Origin of the sequence: Vibrio neptunius, from assembly GCA_019339365.1 — a bacterium.
Lineage (GTDB): Bacteria > Pseudomonadota > Gammaproteobacteria > Enterobacterales > Vibrionaceae > Vibrio > Vibrio neptunius.
The window spans coordinates 3475817-3494024 of record CP079859.1 but is presented as its reverse complement, the minus strand read 5'-3'; the positions used below and the strand labels follow the sequence as shown (position 1 = coordinate 3494024).

The window sequence follows — 18208 nt, the reverse complement described above, 5'->3', positions numbered from 1 at the left end:
TATAAACCTATCAATCTGTGTGGGCACTCGTTGATGATAATCCAATTAGAAGCTTCGGCTTCAAATTAGGTTTCAATGATACGAAGTGACCATTGAATCTTCGGATTCAGCACAGTCAATTCATTATCGTTCTGTTGGAACGATAATAGCTTTAAAATTACACAGTAGTTTTGAAGTCAGTATTCATTGAGCCGAACAAAATCTTAAATTGAAGAGTTTGATCATGGCTCAGATTGAACGCTGGCGGCAGGCCTAACACATGCAAGTCGAGCGGAAACGAGTTATCAAAGCCTTCGGGTGGAGTTAACGGCGTCGAGCGGCGGACGGGTGAGTAATGCCTGGGAAATTGCCCTGATGTGGGGGATAACCATTGGAAACGATGGCTAATACCGCATAATAGCTTCGGCTCAAAGAGGGGGACCTTCGGGCCTCTCGCGTCAGGATATGCCCAGGTGGGATTAGCTAGTTGGTGAGGTAATGGCTCACCAAGGCGACGATCCCTAGCTGGTCTGAGAGGATGATCAGCCACACTGGAACTGAGACACGGTCCAGACTCCTACGGGAGGCAGCAGTGGGGAATATTGCACAATGGGCGCAAGCCTGATGCAGCCATGCCGCGTGTATGAAGAAGGCCTTCGGGTTGTAAAGTACTTTCAGCAGTGAGGAAGGTGGTGTCGTTAATAGCGGCATCATTTGACGTTAGCTGCAGAAGAAGCACCGGCTAACTCCGTGCCAGCAGCCGCGGTAATACGGAGGGTGCGAGCGTTAATCGGAATTACTGGGCGTAAAGCGCATGCAGGTGGTTTGTTAAGTCAGATGTGAAAGCCCGGGGCTCAACCTCGGAATTGCATTTGAAACTGGCAGACTAGAGTACTGTAGAGGGGGTAGAATTTCAGGTGTAGCGGTGAAATGCGTAGAGATCTGAAGGAATACCGGTGGCGAAGGCGGCCCCCTGGACAGATACTGACACTCAGATGCGAAAGCGTGGGGAGCAAACAGGATTAGATACCCTGGTAGTCCACGCCGTAAACGATGTCTACTTGGAGGTTGTGGCCTTGAGCCGTGGCTTTCGGAGCTAACGCGTTAAGTAGACCGCCTGGGGAGTACGGTCGCAAGATTAAAACTCAAATGAATTGACGGGGGCCCGCACAAGCGGTGGAGCATGTGGTTTAATTCGATGCAACGCGAAGAACCTTACCTACTCTTGACATCCTCAGAAGAGACTGGAGACAGTCTTGTGCCTTCGGGAACTGAGAGACAGGTGCTGCATGGCTGTCGTCAGCTCGTGTTGTGAAATGTTGGGTTAAGTCCCGCAACGAGCGCAACCCTTATCCTTGTTTGCCAGCGAGTAATGTCGGGAACTCCAGGGAGACTGCCGGTGATAAACCGGAGGAAGGTGGGGACGACGTCAAGTCATCATGGCCCTTACGAGTAGGGCTACACACGTGCTACAATGGCGCATACAGAGGGCAGCCAACTTGCGAAAGTGAGCGAATCCCAAAAAGTGCGTCGTAGTCCGGATTGGAGTCTGCAACTCGACTCCATGAAGTCGGAATCGCTAGTAATCGTGGATCAGAATGCCACGGTGAATACGTTCCCGGGCCTTGTACACACCGCCCGTCACACCATGGGAGTGGGCTGCAAAAGAAGTGGGTAGTTTAACCTTCGGGGGGACGCTCACCACTTTGTGGTTCATGACTGGGGTGAAGTCGTAACAAGGTAGCGCTAGGGGAACCTGGCGCTGGATCACCTCCTTATACGATGGACAGTTTGCTTTCACTTTTTAAAAGTGAAGACAAATGAGTCACGATGAGTGTCCACACAGATTGATACGTTTATACACGTTAAGAGACGATACTGGGTCTGTAGCTCAGGTGGTTAGAGCGTTCGCCTGATAAGCGAGAGGTCGGTGGTTCAAGTCCACTCAGACCCACCAATCTTCCTCCCAGAAGAATTGGCACACAGTATCAACACCTGATGGGGCTATAGCTCAGCTGGGAGAGCGCCTGCCTTGCACGCAGGAGGTCAGCAGTTCGATCCTGCTTAGCTCCACCATCTTTAAGCGCATTTGCGTAAGTGTTCTTAAAAATGGTTTTCATCAGCTATTTATTAGCAAAGAAAGCTAGCTCTTTAACAATTTGGAAAGCTGACGAATAACAACAATCCCCATCTCTATGAGATGCGTTGTTATTCATTGAAAAGTTCTCAAATCCTAATGATTTGTTCATTAGGTACCAACACACATTCAAGTGTTCTTGGAAACATCCTTGCGATGTTTATATTTGAGTCCGGCAAAATCGAGTCTGCATCATGTTTAAATAATTGCAGACAACTTTGGTTGTTTGACTGTAAGACCCTTTGGGGTTGTATGGTTAAGTGACTAAGCGTACACGGTGGATGCCTTGGCAGTCAGAGGCGATGAAGGACGTATTAACTTGCGATAAGCCCAGATTAGGCAGTAAAAGCCATTTGAGTCTGGGATTTCCGAATGGGGAAACCCACCTGCATAAGCAGGTATCATTATCTGAATACATAGGGTAATGAGGCGAACCGGGGGAACTGAAACATCTAAGTACCCCGAGGAAAAGAAATCAACCGAGATTCCGAAAGTAGCGGCGAGCGAAATTGGATTAGCCCTTAAGCCTTTAATGCGTCAGGTGAAAGTTCTGGAAAGGTCTGCGATACAGGGTGATAGCCCCGTAACCGGCAGCGCATTTTAGGTGAAATCGAGTAGGGCGGGACACGTGATATCCTGTCTGAATATGGGGGGACCATCCTCCAAGGCTAAATACTACTGACTGACCGATAGTGAACCAGTACCGTGAGGGAAAGGCGAAAAGAACCCCTGTGAGGGGAGTGAAATAGAACCTGAAACCGTGTACGTACAAGCAGTAGGAGCACCTTCGTGGTGTGACTGCGTACCTTTTGTATAATGGGTCAGCGACTTATATTCAGTAGCAAGGTTAACCATCTAGGGGAGCCGTAGAGAAATCGAGTCTTAACTGGGCGTCGAGTTGCTGGATATAGACCCGAAACCAGGTGATCTAGCCATGGGCAGGTTGAAGGTTGAGTAACATCAACTGGAGGACCGAACCGACTAATGTTGAAAAATTAGCGGATGACTTGTGGCTAGGGGTGAAAGGCCAATCAAACCTGGAGATAGCTGGTTCTCCCCGAAATCTATTTAGGTAGAGCCTCGGACGAATACTACTGGGGGTAGAGCACTGTTAAGGCTAGGGGGTCATCCCGACTTACCAACCCTTTGCAAACTCCGAATACCAGTAAGTACTATCCGGGAGACACACGGCGGGTGCTAACGTCCGTCGTGGAGAGGGAAACAACCCAGACCGCCAGCTAAGGTCCCAAATTACAGCTAAGTGGGAAACGATGTGGGAAGGCTTAGACAGCTAGGATGTTGGCTTAGAAGCAGCCATCATTTAAAGAAAGCGTAATAGCTCACTAGTCGAGTCGGCCTGCGCGGAAGATGTAACGGGGCTAAGCTGTAAACCGAAGCTGCGGCAATGCATTTTATGTATTGGGTAGGGGAGCGTTCTGTAAGCCGTTGAAGGTGAGTTGTAAAGCTTGCTGGAGGTATCAGAAGTGCGAATGCTGACATGAGTAACGATAAAGGGGGTGAAAAACCTCCTCGCCGGAAGACCAAGGGTTCCTGTCCAACGTTAATCGGGGCAGGGTAAGTCGACCCCTAAGGCGAGGCCGAAAGGCGTAGTCGATGGGAAACGGGTTAATATTCCCGTACTTCTTACAATTGCGATGGGGGGACGGAGAAGGCTAGGTGGGCCTGGCGACGGTTGTCCAGGTTCAAGTGCGTAGGCTTGAGAGTTAGGTAAATCCGGCTCTCTCTAAGGCTGAGACACGATGTCGAGCATCTACGGATGTGAAGTCATTGATGCCATGCTTCCAGGAAAAGCCTCTAAGCTTCAGATTGTAAGGAATCGTACCCCAAACCGACACAGGTGGTCGGGTAGAGAATACCAAGGCGCTTGAGAGAACTCGGGTGAAGGAACTAGGCAAAATGGTACCGTAACTTCGGGAGAAGGTACGCTCTTGACGGTGAAGTCCCTCGCGGATGGAGCTATTGAGAGTCGCAGATACCAGGTGGCTGCAACTGTTTATTAAAAACACAGCACTGTGCAAAATCGTAAGATGACGTATACGGTGTGACGCCTGCCCGGTGCCGGAAGGTTAATTGATGGGGTTAGACGTAAGTCGAAGCTCTTGATCGAAGCCCCGGTAAACGGCGGCCGTAACTATAACGGTCCTAAGGTAGCGAAATTCCTTGTCGGGTAAGTTCCGACCTGCACGAATGGCGTAATGATGGCCACGCTGTCTCCACCCGAGACTCAGTGAAATTGAAATCGCTGTGAAGATGCAGTGTACCCGCGGCTAGACGGAAAGACCCCGTGAACCTTTACTACAGCTTGGCACTGAACATTGACCCTACATGTGTAGGATAGGTGGGAGGCTTTGAACCCGGTACGCCAGTATCGGTGGAGCCGTCCTTGAAATACCACCCTTGTAGTGTTGATGTTCTAACTTAGACCCGTTATCCGGGTTGAGGACAGTGCCTGGTGGGTAGTTTGACTGGGGCGGTCTCCTCCCAAAGAGTAACGGAGGAGCACGAAGGTGGGCTAATCACGGTTGGACATCGTGAGGTTAGTGCAATGGCATAAGCCCGCTTGACTGCGAGAATGACAATTCGAGCAGGTGCGAAAGCAGGTCATAGTGATCCGGTGGTTCTGAATGGAAGGGCCATCGCTCAACGGATAAAAGGTACTCCGGGGATAACAGGCTGATACCGCCCAAGAGTTCATATCGACGGCGGTGTTTGGCACCTCGATGTCGGCTCATCACATCCTGGGGCTGAAGTCGGTCCCAAGGGTATGGCTGTTCGCCATTTAAAGTGGTACGCGAGCTGGGTTTAGAACGTCGTGAGACAGTTCGGTCCCTATCTGCCGTGGGCGTTGGAAGATTGAAGGGGGCTGCTCCTAGTACGAGAGGACCGGAGTGGACGAACCTCTGGTGTTCGGGTTGTCATGCCAATGGCATTGCCCGGTAGCTAAGTTCGGAATCGATAACCGCTGAAAGCATCTAAGCGGGAAGCGAGCCCTGAGATGAGTCTTCCCTGACCCCTTGAGGGTCCTAAAGGGTTGTTCGAGACTAGAACGTTGATAGGCAGGGTGTGTAAGCGTTGTGAGGCGTTGAGCTAACCTGTACTAATTGCCCGTGAGGCTTAACCATACAACACCCAAAGGGTTTTGATGGACTCAAAGCAAGAACAGATTGAATGTGTAGAGAACACGCTCTTAGTATAAGAGAAAGCAGCTTTCCGAATTAAAGAATTTGCTTGGCGACCATAGCGTTGTGGACCCACCTGATTCCATGCCGAACTCAGAAGTGAAACGCAATAGCGCCGATGGTAGTGTGGGGCTTCCCCATGTGAGAGTAGGACATCGCCAGGCTTTAAATACCTTGTTTGAGATAAATATCTTGAGCAAAATTATGCTGATATAGCTCAGGTGGTAGAGCGCATCCTTGGTAAGGATGAGGTCCCCAGTTCGAGTCTGGGTATCAGCACCAGCAAAGAATTTTGCTTGGCAACCATAGCGCTTTGGACCCACCTGATTCCATGCCGAACTCAGAAGTGAAACGAAGTAGCGCCGATGGTAGTGTGGGGCTTCCCCATGTGAGAGTAGGACATTGCCAGGTTCCCTTTCTGTTTTTAGATTTTAGAAAAATCTAAAGGCAAAAAACTTAGACTCAAGAGTCTAACCAGTGCGGAGCGGTAGTTCAGTTGGTTAGAATACCGGCCTGTCACGCCGGGGGTCGCGGGTTCGAGTCCCGTCCGCTCCGCCACTTATTCCAGACCTCAGCAGAAATGCTGGGGTCTTTTTGTATCTGCGTATTGGAGAGCTGGAACGGACTTCGTCCTCTAGAATCGGGATCGGGCTTCGCCCTACGAGAGGTGAATGTTGATGCTAAGTTGATAGAGCCGATGGTTTAGAAGCTGGTTCCTAAGGGGACAGATTAAACAGATTCGCATACTTCAATAGCTTCGGTCATTCCATGGAGCGACGGAGGAGTGAGCAGGGAATCTATTTTGGTTTTCGGCTTGCGACAAGAGATCCTCAACTCACTCGTCCCTCATTCTTGAGGATGACAGTAATAAAACAGAGGGTGACACCAAGTTCCAACCCTTCTAGCGCTTTCCAGTTTGCCGTAGGGCGAAGCCCGTTCCCGCATCCCTTACCCCGTTCCCTGTTCCCGCTATTCCTTACCATTCAAATCCCAATCGTACGCATAACTAAATTTGCCGTTCAGACTTTCTAACTCTGGGCGATATTTAGCTAGGTGTTGGATCAACTCTTGTTTATTACCAAAGTCATCAGCAAACCAATCATAAATGGAAGATAGTTGAGTATTACCACTTTTGATGAGCACGCCTTTTTCACTGTTTATGAAGGTGGTCGCTGCTTGCTCAAGTAAGGCTTCTGTATTTTCAGCAGTAAACGCCTGAGATTGCAGGTTTGGACAGCCTAAGCTAGCACAGTTGACCGCATAATGGGTTCTTGGATCATTCCATATCGGGCGTAAAATTTGATGTTCAATATCATTCAGCGTGAGCTCTTTTCCATTGATGGAAACCACTTCATCTCCCCAAGGACCAAAACTGAATAACCCACCTAATTTTGTGATCGATTTGATTGGGTAAGCGTCTAAAATCAAATCGACGGTAATCGCGTTATATAAATTTACCCAGTAAGGGTACTGCTCAGCTTTGCTTAACTGAAGTGGATTGATATGACTCAATTGAACTATGTAGTCATTGAGTTGTTGTTTATCTTGGACACTGACTGATGAGTATTTAAAAAGGGTGTATTCGCCTTCCGTGATGAGATATTTATCGAGTATTTGTTGCCAAGGCTGATGGTCAACTTTGGTGGTATTAGATTCATTACTGGTATTCCAGTAGGGCCAAAGTTCAGATTTGGGAGCAGAGGAAGCGTGGAAAGATATCAACGCGGCGATAAAAGCAAGAAAGAGTCTCATGGTCAGTCCTATTCATAACAACATTAAGATTTTAGACCGAGCCTACGAATGATAACTTTCAAAAATAAAAAAGGCTGGCATGAGCCAACCTTTTTATATCGATTTTAATTACTTGAGAAATGAGGGAATCTTACTTTCGTAATCGGCAATTTTATCTTCGTGCTGGAGTGTCAAACCGATGTTGTCCAAGCCATTTAGCAAGCAGTGACGACGGAATTCGTCGATCTCAAATGAATACTCTTTACCGTTTGCGCGAACTCGGTTGGCTTCTAAGTCGACCTCAACCTGTGCCCCTTCATTTGCCTCTACAAATTGGAAGATTTCATCGACTTCTTGCTCTGTGAGACGAACCGGTACCATTTGGTTGTTGATTGAGTTGCCATAGAAAATATCGGCAAAGCTTGGCGCGATCATCGCCTTGATGCCATAGTCTGCCAGTGCCCACGGAGCGTGTTCACGTGAGGAACCACAGCCAAAGTTTTCGCGAGCGAGTAGGATAGAGGCACCTTGATAACGAGGTGCATTCATTACAAACTCTGGGTTTGGCTGCTCACCTGCATCATCTAGGAAGCGCCAATCATGGAATAGGTGTTTACCAAAACCCAAGCGAGAAACTTTTTGTAGGAATTGTTTAGGGATAATGGCATCGGTATCGACGTTCGCGGCATCTAGAGGAACGACTAAGCCTGTGTGTTGTTTAAAACCTGACATCTGTTATCTCCTTAGTCCAACTCACGAATATCTACAAAGTGACCAGCAATTGCTGCCGCTGCTGCCATCGCAGGACTTACCAAATGGGTACGACCATCACGACCTTGACGGCCTTCAAAATTGCGGTTTGAGGTTGACGCACAACGCTCATGTGGGCCTAATCGATCGTTGTTCATCGCCAAGCACATTGAACAGCCAGGAAGGCGCCATTCAAAGCCCGCTTCTTTAAAGATGACGTCTAAGCCTTCTGCTTCTGCTTGCGCTTTGACTTGCTCAGAGCCCGGTACGATAAGAGCTTGCACGTTGTCTGCAACTTTACGTCCTTTTGCTACTTCTGCAGCGGCGCGCATGTCTTCGATACGAGAGTTAGTACAAGAACCAACAAATACCTTATCGACTTTGTAATCTGATAGTGCTTTGCCAGCTTCTAGCCCCATATACGCCAATGCTTTTTCTGCTGATGCTTTCTCGACAGGATCGGCAAAGCTTTCTGGTGCTGGGATAGGTTGATCAACGGCGATTACCTGACCAGGGTTTGTACCCCAAGTCACCTGAGGTTTGATATCCGCGGCATTTAGAGTGACGACTGCATCAAACTCTGCATCATCATCAGTTTTGAGTGAAGACCAGTACTCAATAGCCGCTTCCAAATCATCGCCTTGAGGTGCGAATTTACGGCCTTTGATGTATTCGAACGTGGTTTCATCTGGTGCGATTAGACCCGCCTTGGCACCAAGCTCAATCGCCATATTACACACTGTCATACGACCTTCCATCGTCAGATCAGTAATTGCTTCACCACAGAACTCAACGACATAGCCCGTACCGCCAGCTGCTGTTGTCTCACCAATGATGGCTAAAACGATATCTTTCGCTGTGATGCCAGGGTTAACCTGACCTTTCACCTCAATCTTCATTGTTTTAGCTCGTGCCTGCTTCAGCGTTTGAGTCGCTAAAACGTGCTCAACTTCAGAAGTACCGATGCCAAAAGCTAATGAGCCAAACGCACCGTGAGTGGCTGTGTGAGAGTCACCACAAACGATCGTCATGCCAGGTAAGGTAATACCTAGCTCTGGGCCCATTACATGCACGATACCTTGGTATTTGTGGTTAATGTCGTAAAGGGTTACCCCAAACTCCTCACAGTTCTTTGACAGCGTTTCCATCTGAATACGTGCCATCTCACCAGATGCATTGATGTCTTTAGTAGTGGTGGAAACGTTGTGGTCCATGGTGGCAAAGGTCTTGCTGACCTGGCGCACTTGACGACCTTTTTTCACGCAGGCCATCGAAGGCCTGGGGTGAAGTCACTTCGTGTACCAAGTGGCGATCGATATACAAAATTGGGTTCTCACCCTCGGCGGCTACGGCAACGTGTGCATCGTAGACTTTCTCATACAGTGTTTTGCCCATTATTACTATCCCGTGTATAGCACCTGACAACGGCTTATCAGGTGCGAATAATTATTATGAATTTAAAATGTACTCAGCGATTTTATCGCCCATTTCTGATGTCGAAAGGGCAGGATTGTCACCTGCTAGATCGGCGGTCAGCTCTCCAGCAGACAGTGCTTTAGATACTGCTGCTTCAATATCTTGTGCAGCAGCTTCTTCACCTAGGCTGTAACGCAGCATTAGTGCAGCAGAAAGAATCTGTGCAACAGGGTTTGCGATGTTTTTACCTGCGATGTCTGGTGCACTGCCACCTGCTGGCTCATACAAGCCAAATTGGCTTTCGTTCAAGCTGGCAGAAGGTAACATACCCATAGAACCAGTGATCATTGCACATTCGTCAGAGATGATGTCGCCGAAGATGTTTGAACACAGCATGACGTCAAACTGCGCAGGATCTTTGATTAGCTGCATGGTCGCGTTATCGATGTACATGTGTGACAGCTCGACATCTGGATAGCTTTTCGCCACTTCTTCGACCACTTCACGCCACAGGATAGAGCTCTGTAGAACGTTCGCTTTATCGATAGAGCACACTTTTTTGCGACGTAAGCGCGCTGATTCGAATGCTATTTTAGCGATGCGCTCAATTTCAAAACGGTGATAAATCTCGGTATCAAATGCTTTTTCATTCGCTCCTTCGCCTTCACGGCCTTTTGGTTGGCCGAAGTAGATACCACCTGTCAATTCACGTACCACGACGATATCAAAGCCATTGCCAGAAATATCTGCACGTAGAGGTGAGAAAGCTTCTAGGCCTTTGTGAATTTGGGCTGGACGCAAGTTACAGAACAACTGAAAGTGCTTACGCAGAGGTAAAAAGAGCACCACGTTCAGGCTGATCATTTGGCGGTAAATGTTCCCACTTAGGGCCGCCGACTGAGCCGAATAGTACTGCATCTGCTTCTTCACAGGCTTTTACTGTGCTGTCTGGTAGTGGGCAACCATGATTGTCGATGGCAATACCACCCACATCGTGTTGGTTGCGAGAGAAAGCAATACCGTGTTTCTTTTCGATGGCGTCTAGCACTTTGTGTGCTTGCTGCATTACTTCTGGGCCAATGCCGTCTCCTGGTAGAACGGCAATATTGTAAGATTTGTCTGTCATGATAATCCTTTAATTTTTTTATATCTTTTATTCTAGGGACGACTCGCATCCCTAGAGTCTATTTATACTGTTGCGATTTTTTGCTGTTTGATTTCGGCAATCTTATCTGCACGGTGAATGCTGTTGATTACGTGCAGTAGTGCTTGACCAGAAGCTTCTACGATGTCTGTTGATACACCAGTACCGTGGTATTTACGACCTTTGTAGTTGGCAATAATGTCAGCCTGACCAAGCCCGTCTTCACCTTCGCCTTTCGCGGTTAAATCAAACTTGTCTAGCACGATATCATATCCGGTGACGCGATAGATACATTGGTAAAGCGCGTCAACAGGGCCGTTCCCTACCGCAGCTTCAGACGTCTCTTTATCACCACATTGCAGTTTAATACTTGTGGTTGCCATGACGCTACCTGACTGAACGCTTAGGTAGTTCAATTTGTAGAAATCGTCTTCTTCACGCAAGTTAGAAAAGTGCATTAGCGCTTCTAAATCGTAGTCAAAGACTTGGCCTTTGCGGTCAGCCAGTTTCAAGAAGTCTTCGTATAGCGCATCCAAGTTGTACTCGTCTTCTTTGTAGCCCATGCTATCCATGTGGCTTTTCACTGCAGCACGTCCACTGCGGCTGGTTAGGTTCAACGCTTGATTTTTCAGACCGATTGACTCTGGGGTCATGATTTCGTAAGTGTTTTTGTTCTTTAGCATGCCATCTTGGTGGATGCCCGAAGAGTGACTGAATGCGTTGGCACCAACAATTGCCTTGTTGCTTTGGATTGGCATGTTACATAACTGACTGACCAATTTACTGGTGCGATGAATCTCATCATGCTTAAGACCAGTGTGAACACCCAAGAATTCCTGACGAGTCTTGATAATCATCGCGATTTCTTCTAGAGAGCAGTTCCCCGCTCGTTCACCAATACCATTGATCGTACCCTCAATTTGTCGTGCGCCTGCTTGAACAGCTGCAATTGAGTTAGCGACTGACATACCTAAGTCATCGTGACAGTGAACAGAAATAATGGCTTTATCAATATTTGGAACACGATCAAACAGAGTTTGGATAATTCCGCCAAACTCGTTTGGCACTGTGTAACCAACGGTATCAGGAATGTTGATCGTGTTAGCACCAGCGTTGATAGCGGCCTCAACCATGCGACATAAATTGTCAATTGGGGTACGGCCAGCATCTTCACAGGAAAATTCGACATCATCAGTGTAGCGACGGGCGTGTTTTACCGCTTTGACTGCCATCTCGACAACGTCATCATAACTGCGGCGTAGTTTGTCTTGGACGTGAACGGTGGAAGTAGAAATGAAGGTATGAATACGGAATTGATCAGCGATTTTTAACGCTTCGCCTGCAGCGTCAATGTCTTTCGCAACGGCACGTGCTAGCGCACAGACTCGGCTGTCTTTTACGTGTTTGGCGATGGTCTGCACGGATTCGAAGTCACCAGGAGATGAGACAGGAAACCCCGCTTCAATGACATCAACACCTAGCCTTTCTAGCGCATAGGCAATCTGCAGTTTCTCTTTAACTGTCAAGCTTGCTGACAACGCTTGTTCGCCATCACGCAACGTGGTGTCGAAAATAATGACTTGATCGTTCATGTTTGCTTCCTTCCTGACTTGTGTGTTTACCACACTGTTAATCGTTTTCTTCCGGTATTTTAGGTATAAAAAAACCCGCATCTTTGTGCGGGTTTCTGATATCTCATTGTGGTTATTTTTCTTCCACAGCCTACCCGCGCGATCGTGTCACGATAAGGAGGAGGCTCAGCAGGATAGAAAAACGCTTCATCATTGTTAACGGTTCCTATTAGGGCGTTAAATAAACCACAAAATTAAGTTAATAGATTAGTACCGCACTCCACTGAGTACGTCAACCCTAAAGTTGTTTTTTTATTCATCAATAGTCAAATGAACTAATTTATGGCGATAAACCATATTAGGTATACAGAAGATATTGTCCTGCTATTCGAGCAGTGAATGGCAAGATGAATGAGATGATTAATCTCTGGTTCATCTCACTATACCTATGATGTGACTTCGCATGTGATCACAGGAGAAAAGTACCGTGCGTGCCGTTGATCCCATCATCAAATTTGACTTGGCATTGTCCTCATTTTGCTTAGGTCATCGCTTTAATCTGCCGCTGGCTAAGCTGAGTCGCCTGATTTCTCATACTGGAGATGGGCATCTGTATTTGCTGATTGGCCTGATCGCTTGGGCGCTGGATACGACCACAGGTGCCGCTTTTCTTAAAGTCGGCATTCTGGCATTTATCATCGAATTACCCATTTACTGGGTTTTGAAGAATGGTTTTCGGCGCCGTCGTCCCTATGATTGTTCCGAATCACTCACCTCATTTATTCAACCAGCGGATCAGTATAGCTTGCCATCCGGTCATACTGCGGCTGGATTTTTGATGGCTACATTAATTGCGAGCTTTTACCCTCAATATGCGATTGCAGCGTACGGCTGGGCGGCAGCAGTGAGCACCTCACGTATTTTTCTGGGCGTGCACTTCTTCACTGATATCGTGATAGGGGCGGGTTTGGGCATTGCGTGTGCCAAGCTGGCGTTGATGTTAACGATGTAACTGAATCAACCTGAAAGCTTCACTGATTTGTCACTTACTTCTCTTAATTTGAACGTAGAACCGTCGTTGCAAGGAGTCGGTAATGCGTTCAATCGAACCAATCGCCAAGTTTGATTTGGCATTCTCACTGTTTTGTCTACAACATAAATTCTCATATCCACTCTCTCGATGGAGCAAAGCCGTCTCTCACACGGGAGATGGGCATTTGTATGCTGTGATAGGCCTTGTCGCTTGGTGGTTTGGTGGCGAAATCGGTACGCTCTTTTTACTGGCCGGTTTGATTGCCTTTGCCGTGGAGCTACCTATCTACTGGACAGCTAAAAACCTCTTTAAACGTCGCCGACCAGAAGAGCTATCTGAACTGGTGACGTCCTTCATTACACCTTCAGATCGTTACAGCTTGCCTTCAGGGCATACAGCCGCCGCTTTTTTAATGGCTACGCTGATCAGTCACTTTTACATCGACCTAGAAATGTTTGTCTTTTTATGGGCGGCTTTGATTGCAGCTTCTCGTATTTTACTGGGTGTCCACTTTCTAACAGATGTGGTACTCGGTGCACTATTGGGTATTGGTTGCGCTCAAATTGGACTATCTGTGATCATGGGAGTGTAAAGTATGAGAGTTCTGTATGGGGTTCAAGGTACAGGAAATGGTCATATCGCTCGAGCTAGAGCAATGAGTTATGCACTCAAACGTCGGGGCATTGACGTTGAGTTTCTTTTTTCTGGTCGTGCAGTCGATAAATACTTTTCAATGGAAGCGTTTGGTGATTATCACACTCGACGTGGTTTGACATTTGTGACTGAGAGTGGCCAAGTCAATTACCATAAAACATGCCTGCGTAATAACTTACTCACTTTCTGTAAAGAGGTGAGGCAGCTTGATTTAAGTGATTATGATATCGTTTTGAATGATTTTGAGCCCGTTTCAGCATGGGCATCGAAAATGCAAGGCAAGGTTTCCATCAGTATCAGCCATCAGAATGCATTCCGATACTCTGTGCCTCTCAAAGGAGCGAGTTGGCTAGACAAAAAAATCATTAAGTACTTTGCTCCTGCTTTGCACCATATCGGTTTGCATTGGTACCACTTCGATCAACCCATTCTTCCTCCTATTGTTCATACCCATAATGAACAAGTCGAAGGTGAAGACTTTGTGCTCGTGTATTTGCCATTTGAGAGCATAGATGATATCGCGGAGCTATTGCTGCGATTCTCACAACAGCGATTTGTCTGCTTTCATCCGGAAATTAGGCAGGAGCAAATTGTCGACAATGTATGCTATTTGCCATTGAGTTTTCAGAAATTTCAATATCACCTTAATCGCTGTAACGGTGTTATTGCCAATGGTGGCTTTGAACTCCCATCGGAAGCTCTGACTCTAGGGAAAAAATTATTGCTTAAGCCCCTGAGTGGGCAGTTTGAGCAGATGAGTAATGTAGCAACCTTAGAAGTTCTAGGCCTAGCCAGTTGTATGGACATGCTTGACGCTTCTGTTGTACGTCATTGGCTCGATGACGATCAAGCGGAAAGCGTCACTTATCCCGATGTCGCTGAAGCGATTGCTGACTGGCTGATAAAAGGTGACTGGGATAACAAGTCTGAGCTAACTCAAACCTTGTGGGATAAAGTAGACTTTCCAAGTTACGTCACCAATATTTAGCTTATTGCCACTTTTCTCGGGTACACAGCATCAAATTATTGATGCTGTTTTTGTATCGACCCTATAAATTATTTTTTCTACCAATACATCTCGTCACGATCTTAACTTCATGCTTAAACCTAATTGATTAGCTAATCCTTTACAGTATTTGCGATTTATAATTTTTTATATATGACATAACTTAATGATTAATAATATTAATTTTATAGCTTAAATAAAAAATACTGATTAATTATCAATCTTGTTGCTAATCATTGATTGATTCGCTGATAGTAGCAATCCGCCGGGAAATATCTGACGGATAAATATAACACTATCTGGGTTATCTATTCCCAACCAATATTCATTTTAAGAACCATTTACATTGACGAATACAAGAGGCTTGCCCTGATGATTGATAAGAAAGAATCTATGAGTGCGATTGCTAGCTACCGAATGGAAAGTACTCTACGTGGAGTAGATCTAAACCTTCTCACTGTTTTTGACGCAGTAATGCAAGAACAAAATATTACCCGTGCCGCTCATAACCTGGGCATGTCTCAACCAGCAGTAAGTAATGCGGTTGCACGCTTGAAAGTTATGTTCAATGACGAGCTATTTATGCGTCAGGGGCGTGGTATTCAACCGACTCAGCGTGCGCGTCTGTTGTTTGGTCCAGTTCGCCAAGCACTGCAACTTATCCGTAATGAGCTACCAAGCTCAATTTTCTCGCCTGAAACATCAACGCGTTTGTTTAAACTGGCGATCTGTAGTCCTTGTGATATGCGCTTTGCGCCTAGAATTATGTCGACAATTCACGATCAGGCTCCAAATGTACAGCTTCATCTTGATGCTGAATTTGACCGCCAATTAGCGGAGAGAATGCGCTATCAAGAAATCGACTTCGTGGTTGATTACGCACGTTTCGACGAACAAGGCTTCTCAAGTACAGAAATCTTCCAAGACGAGCTTGTTGTTGTTGCTTCTAAATCTCACCCACGTATTCAGGATGCCGTAACTGCTGAGCTTCTTAAAGGTGAGCGTCATGCAAAACTTTCTCGTGTTCATGGTCAGCGCAGTTTCTCTGAGCAAGCATACCGTGATCTAGATGTGCAGGCGTATTACGAAGGAACAAGCTTGAGCAACGTGCTTTACGTGGTTGGACAATCTGAGCTTGTGACTATCGCACCACGTTGGATGGTAGAAAATGCAGCGAACAAAGAACAGTTGCAAATACTGGATTTCCCATTTGAAAATGGCAAGATCAGTGGCTTCCTAAGCTGGCATGAATCAAGCGAAAAAGACAAAGGTCATATTTGGTTACGTGATCAGCTAATGATGATCTGCGGTGAAGTCGTTGCCCTAGACTAATTTACCGTTATTTATGGCAAGAATGAAACCTTGAGTGGCTATTCGCCATTCAAGGTTTTTTACGATTTAATGGATAAGTTTGATACCCGTCAGTTGCCTTTTATGGCCTTAAATGTACACTTGTGCGCTCTAAAAAGCTTACAGGTGTAAGCTAAAGGTAGAAAAGATGGCCAACTTAGATTTTCATATTGTAAAAAGAATTCGTGAACAGATTGCCAAAAGCGGTGACCGTATTGCTCTAAAACACAAAGTGGGTGATATGTGGAATGGCATTAGCTGGAAGCAATTTGGTCAGCAAGTGGATGCTTTGTCACTTGCTTTGTTGGCTCATGGGATCCGAATTCAAGATAAGATCGGTATCTTCTCTAACAACATGCCGCAGTGGACAGTGGCGGACTTTGCTGCTCTTCAAATTCGCGCGGTCACTGTACCCATTTACCCAACGAACACAGCGGCTCAATCTGCGTATATCTTACAAGATGCAGATGTGAGAGTTCTATTTGTTGGTGAACAGGCTCAATTTGATGCTGCCGTGTCTATTTTTAATCAATGTGAACAACTAGAACTTATTGTTGCTATGTCTGATGATATTGATGTGGGGGAACACGGATTTGCCATCCGTTGGCAGAGACTCATTGCCAATGTAGATAAAACCCAACAGCAAGAACTCGATACTCGCTTAGAGCAAGCGAATTTAGATGATCTTCTCACTTTGATCTATACCTCAGGTACCACAGGTCAACCGAAAGGTGTGATGCTCGATTACGCCAATATCGGTGCTCAACTTGAAGGTCATGATCAGCGTTTAAGCCTATCGCAAACTGACGTTTCTCTTTGCTTTTTACCTCTTTCTCATGTTTTTGAACGAGCATGGACTTTCTACGTTCTGTATAAAGGTGCTACCAATTGTTATCTACAAGATACCATGCAAGTACGTGATGCCTTGAGTGAGGTGCGCCCGACAGTGATGTGTGCGGTTCCACGTTTTTACGAGAAAATCTTCTCAGCCATTCATGAAAAAGTCTCCAAGGCTCCGATGATTCGCAAGGTGTTGTTCACCTGGGCTGTGAATATGGGCGCTAAAATGGCCGCCTGTGATCAGGAAGGGCGTCAACCCTCTTTAATTTTGAAAAAGTCCCATCAGCTGGCTGACAAGTTGGTGCTGTCCAAGCTACGCGCTCTACTGGGTGGTCGAATTAACTTTATGCCATGTGGTGGTGCGAAGTTGGATGAGACGATTGGCCGCTTTTTCCATGCGATGGGAATTAACGTCAAGCTTGGCTATGGCATGACAGAAACGACAGCGACGGTGTCGTGTTGGTCAGACAATAGCTTCAACCCAGATTCCATAGGTATGGCGATGCCTGGCGCTCAAGTAAAAATCGGCCAAAACAATGAGATCCTAGTCCGCGGACCTATGGTAATGCGTGGTTACTACAAGATGCCAGAAGAGACGGCAAAAACGTTTGATGAGCATGGTTTCCTCAAAACCGGAGATGCGGGCCATATCGACGAAAATGGCAACTTGTTCATTACCGAACGCATTAAAGAGTTGATGAAAACATCAGGTGGCAAGTACATTGCGCCGCAGATGATCGAAGGAGCAATCGGCAAAGATCATTTTATTGAGCAGATTGCAGTGATTGCCGATACGCGTAAGTTTGTTTCTGCGCTTATTGTACCGTGCTACGACAGTTTGGAAGAGTACGCGAAAGAGCTGAACATAAAATATCATGATCGTGTTGAACTGATTAAGCATCATCAGGTGTTGGAAATGCTCGAACAACGAGTCAACGACCTACAGCAAGAGCTGGCGAAGTTTGAGCAGGTTAAGAAGTTCAAATTGTTACCAAAGGCTTTCTCAATGGATGATGGTGAACTAACACCAACACAGAAATTGCGTCGCAAGGTGATTAACGACAAATATCAGGACGAAATCGAAGAAATGTACAGTGATACGGCAATGAAAAAGTAAATCTCTAACAAGTTAAATTTTGAATTGTTTAAAATTCCCTCAATCGGTTGCCTTTGACTGTTGAGGGATTTTTTATACCTAAACAGATGACCTGATGAGGGTAAAGCTTCGCTCTTATCTGACATTGGCTAATATTTTACTCTGAATTTTTTGTTTTTTTTTATCTCATTTTCTGTTTTTTTTGTTTCATCTGGTGTTCTTTCCTTATATTAGTTTGATAAATAGCATATTGCTTAAAATGAGAATTATGTCTCATTAGACCCTTTGATAAGAAAACGTT

At 46.3% G+C, this 18208-nt stretch carries 8 protein-coding genes, 4 tRNA genes, 4 rRNA genes and 2 pseudogenes; 13 read left to right on the top strand and 5 right to left on the bottom strand.

Translation table 11 applies throughout. From position 1 onward, the window contains the following. The first annotated feature begins 205 nt into the window (after window positions 1-205). From KW548_16185 to KW548_16150, 8 genes are all read left to right on the top strand, one after another. Window positions 206-1757, top strand: a 16S ribosomal RNA gene (locus KW548_16185). Window positions 1758-1859: 102 nt separating this feature from the next. Continuing rightward, window positions 1860-1936 (top strand) — tRNA-Ile (locus tag KW548_16180). Window positions 1937-1979: 43 nt separating this feature from the next. Beyond that, window positions 1980-2055: transfer RNA gene (locus KW548_16175), tRNA-Ala, on the top strand. A gap of 315 nt (window positions 2056-2370) precedes the next feature. Next, window positions 2371-5259, top strand: a 23S ribosomal RNA gene (locus KW548_16170). 105 nt (window positions 5260-5364) lie between these two features. Beyond that, window positions 5365-5480: ribosomal RNA gene (gene rrf / locus KW548_16165) — 5S ribosomal RNA — on the top strand. Window positions 5481-5522: 42 nt separating this feature from the next. Next, window positions 5523-5598 (top strand) — tRNA-Thr (locus KW548_16160). Between the two features lie 13 nt (window positions 5599-5611). Then, window positions 5612-5727, top strand: a 5S ribosomal RNA gene (gene rrf, locus KW548_16155). Together the 16S, 23S and 5S rRNA genes with 4 tRNA genes alongside form the textbook arrangement of a ribosomal RNA operon. Before the next feature lie 70 nt (window positions 5728-5797). Beyond that, a tRNA-Asp gene (locus KW548_16150) sits at window positions 5798-5874 on the top strand. A gap of 411 nt (window positions 5875-6285) precedes the next feature. Here the strand turns inward: KW548_16150 and KW548_16145 are convergent. From KW548_16145 to leuA, 5 genes and pseudogenes are all read right to left on the bottom strand, one after another. Continuing rightward, window positions 6286-7068 carry a DUF547 domain-containing protein gene (locus KW548_16145; protein ID QXX06553.1) on the bottom strand — a complete coding sequence of 261 codons (783 nt, stop codon included), beginning with the start codon at window positions 7066-7068 and terminating at the stop codon, window positions 6286-6288. A gap of 108 nt (window positions 7069-7176) precedes the next feature. Beyond that, a complete protein-coding gene (leuD, locus tag KW548_16140; protein ID QXX06552.1) occupies window positions 7177-7779 on the bottom strand; it encodes a 3-isopropylmalate dehydratase small subunit in 603 nt (200 codons plus the stop codon). An 11-nt stretch (window positions 7780-7790) separates the two neighbouring features. Next, a pseudogene (leuC, locus tag KW548_16135) lies at window positions 7791-9192 on the bottom strand (3-isopropylmalate dehydratase large subunit). A 54-nt stretch (window positions 9193-9246) separates the two neighbouring features. Next, window positions 9247-10339: pseudogene (gene leuB, locus KW548_16130) on the bottom strand (3-isopropylmalate dehydrogenase). A 62-nt stretch (window positions 10340-10401) separates the two neighbouring features. After that, window positions 10402-11949, bottom strand: a complete 1548-nt coding sequence (gene leuA, locus KW548_16125; protein ID QXX06551.1) for a 2-isopropylmalate synthase — start codon at window positions 11947-11949, stop codon at window positions 10402-10404. 466 nt (window positions 11950-12415) lie between these two features. On the opposite strand from leuA, the gene KW548_16120 reads away from it, so the two are divergent. From KW548_16120 to KW548_16100, 5 genes are all read left to right on the top strand, one after another. Then, entirely contained in the window at window positions 12416-12940 is a 525-nt protein-coding gene (locus KW548_16120) for a phosphatase PAP2 family protein (protein ID QXX06550.1), read from the top strand. Window positions 12941-13022: 82 nt separating this feature from the next. Then, entirely contained in the window at window positions 13023-13553 is a 531-nt protein-coding gene (locus KW548_16115; protein ID QXX06549.1) for a phosphatase PAP2 family protein, read from the top strand. A 3-nt stretch (window positions 13554-13556) separates the two neighbouring features. Beyond that, window positions 13557-14603, top strand: a complete 1047-nt coding sequence (locus KW548_16110; protein ID QXX06548.1) for a glycosyltransferase — start codon at window positions 13557-13559, stop codon at window positions 14601-14603. Between the two features lie 390 nt (window positions 14604-14993). Continuing rightward, complete coding sequence (gene leuO, locus KW548_16105; protein ID QXX06547.1) at window positions 14994-15953, top strand: transcriptional regulator LeuO; 960 nt, start codon at window positions 14994-14996, stop codon at window positions 15951-15953. A gap of 166 nt (window positions 15954-16119) precedes the next feature. Next, window positions 16120-17928, top strand: a complete 1809-nt coding sequence (locus KW548_16100) for a long-chain fatty acid--CoA ligase (protein ID QXX06546.1) — start codon at window positions 16120-16122, stop codon at window positions 17926-17928. Window positions 17929-18208 lie beyond the last annotated feature (280 nt).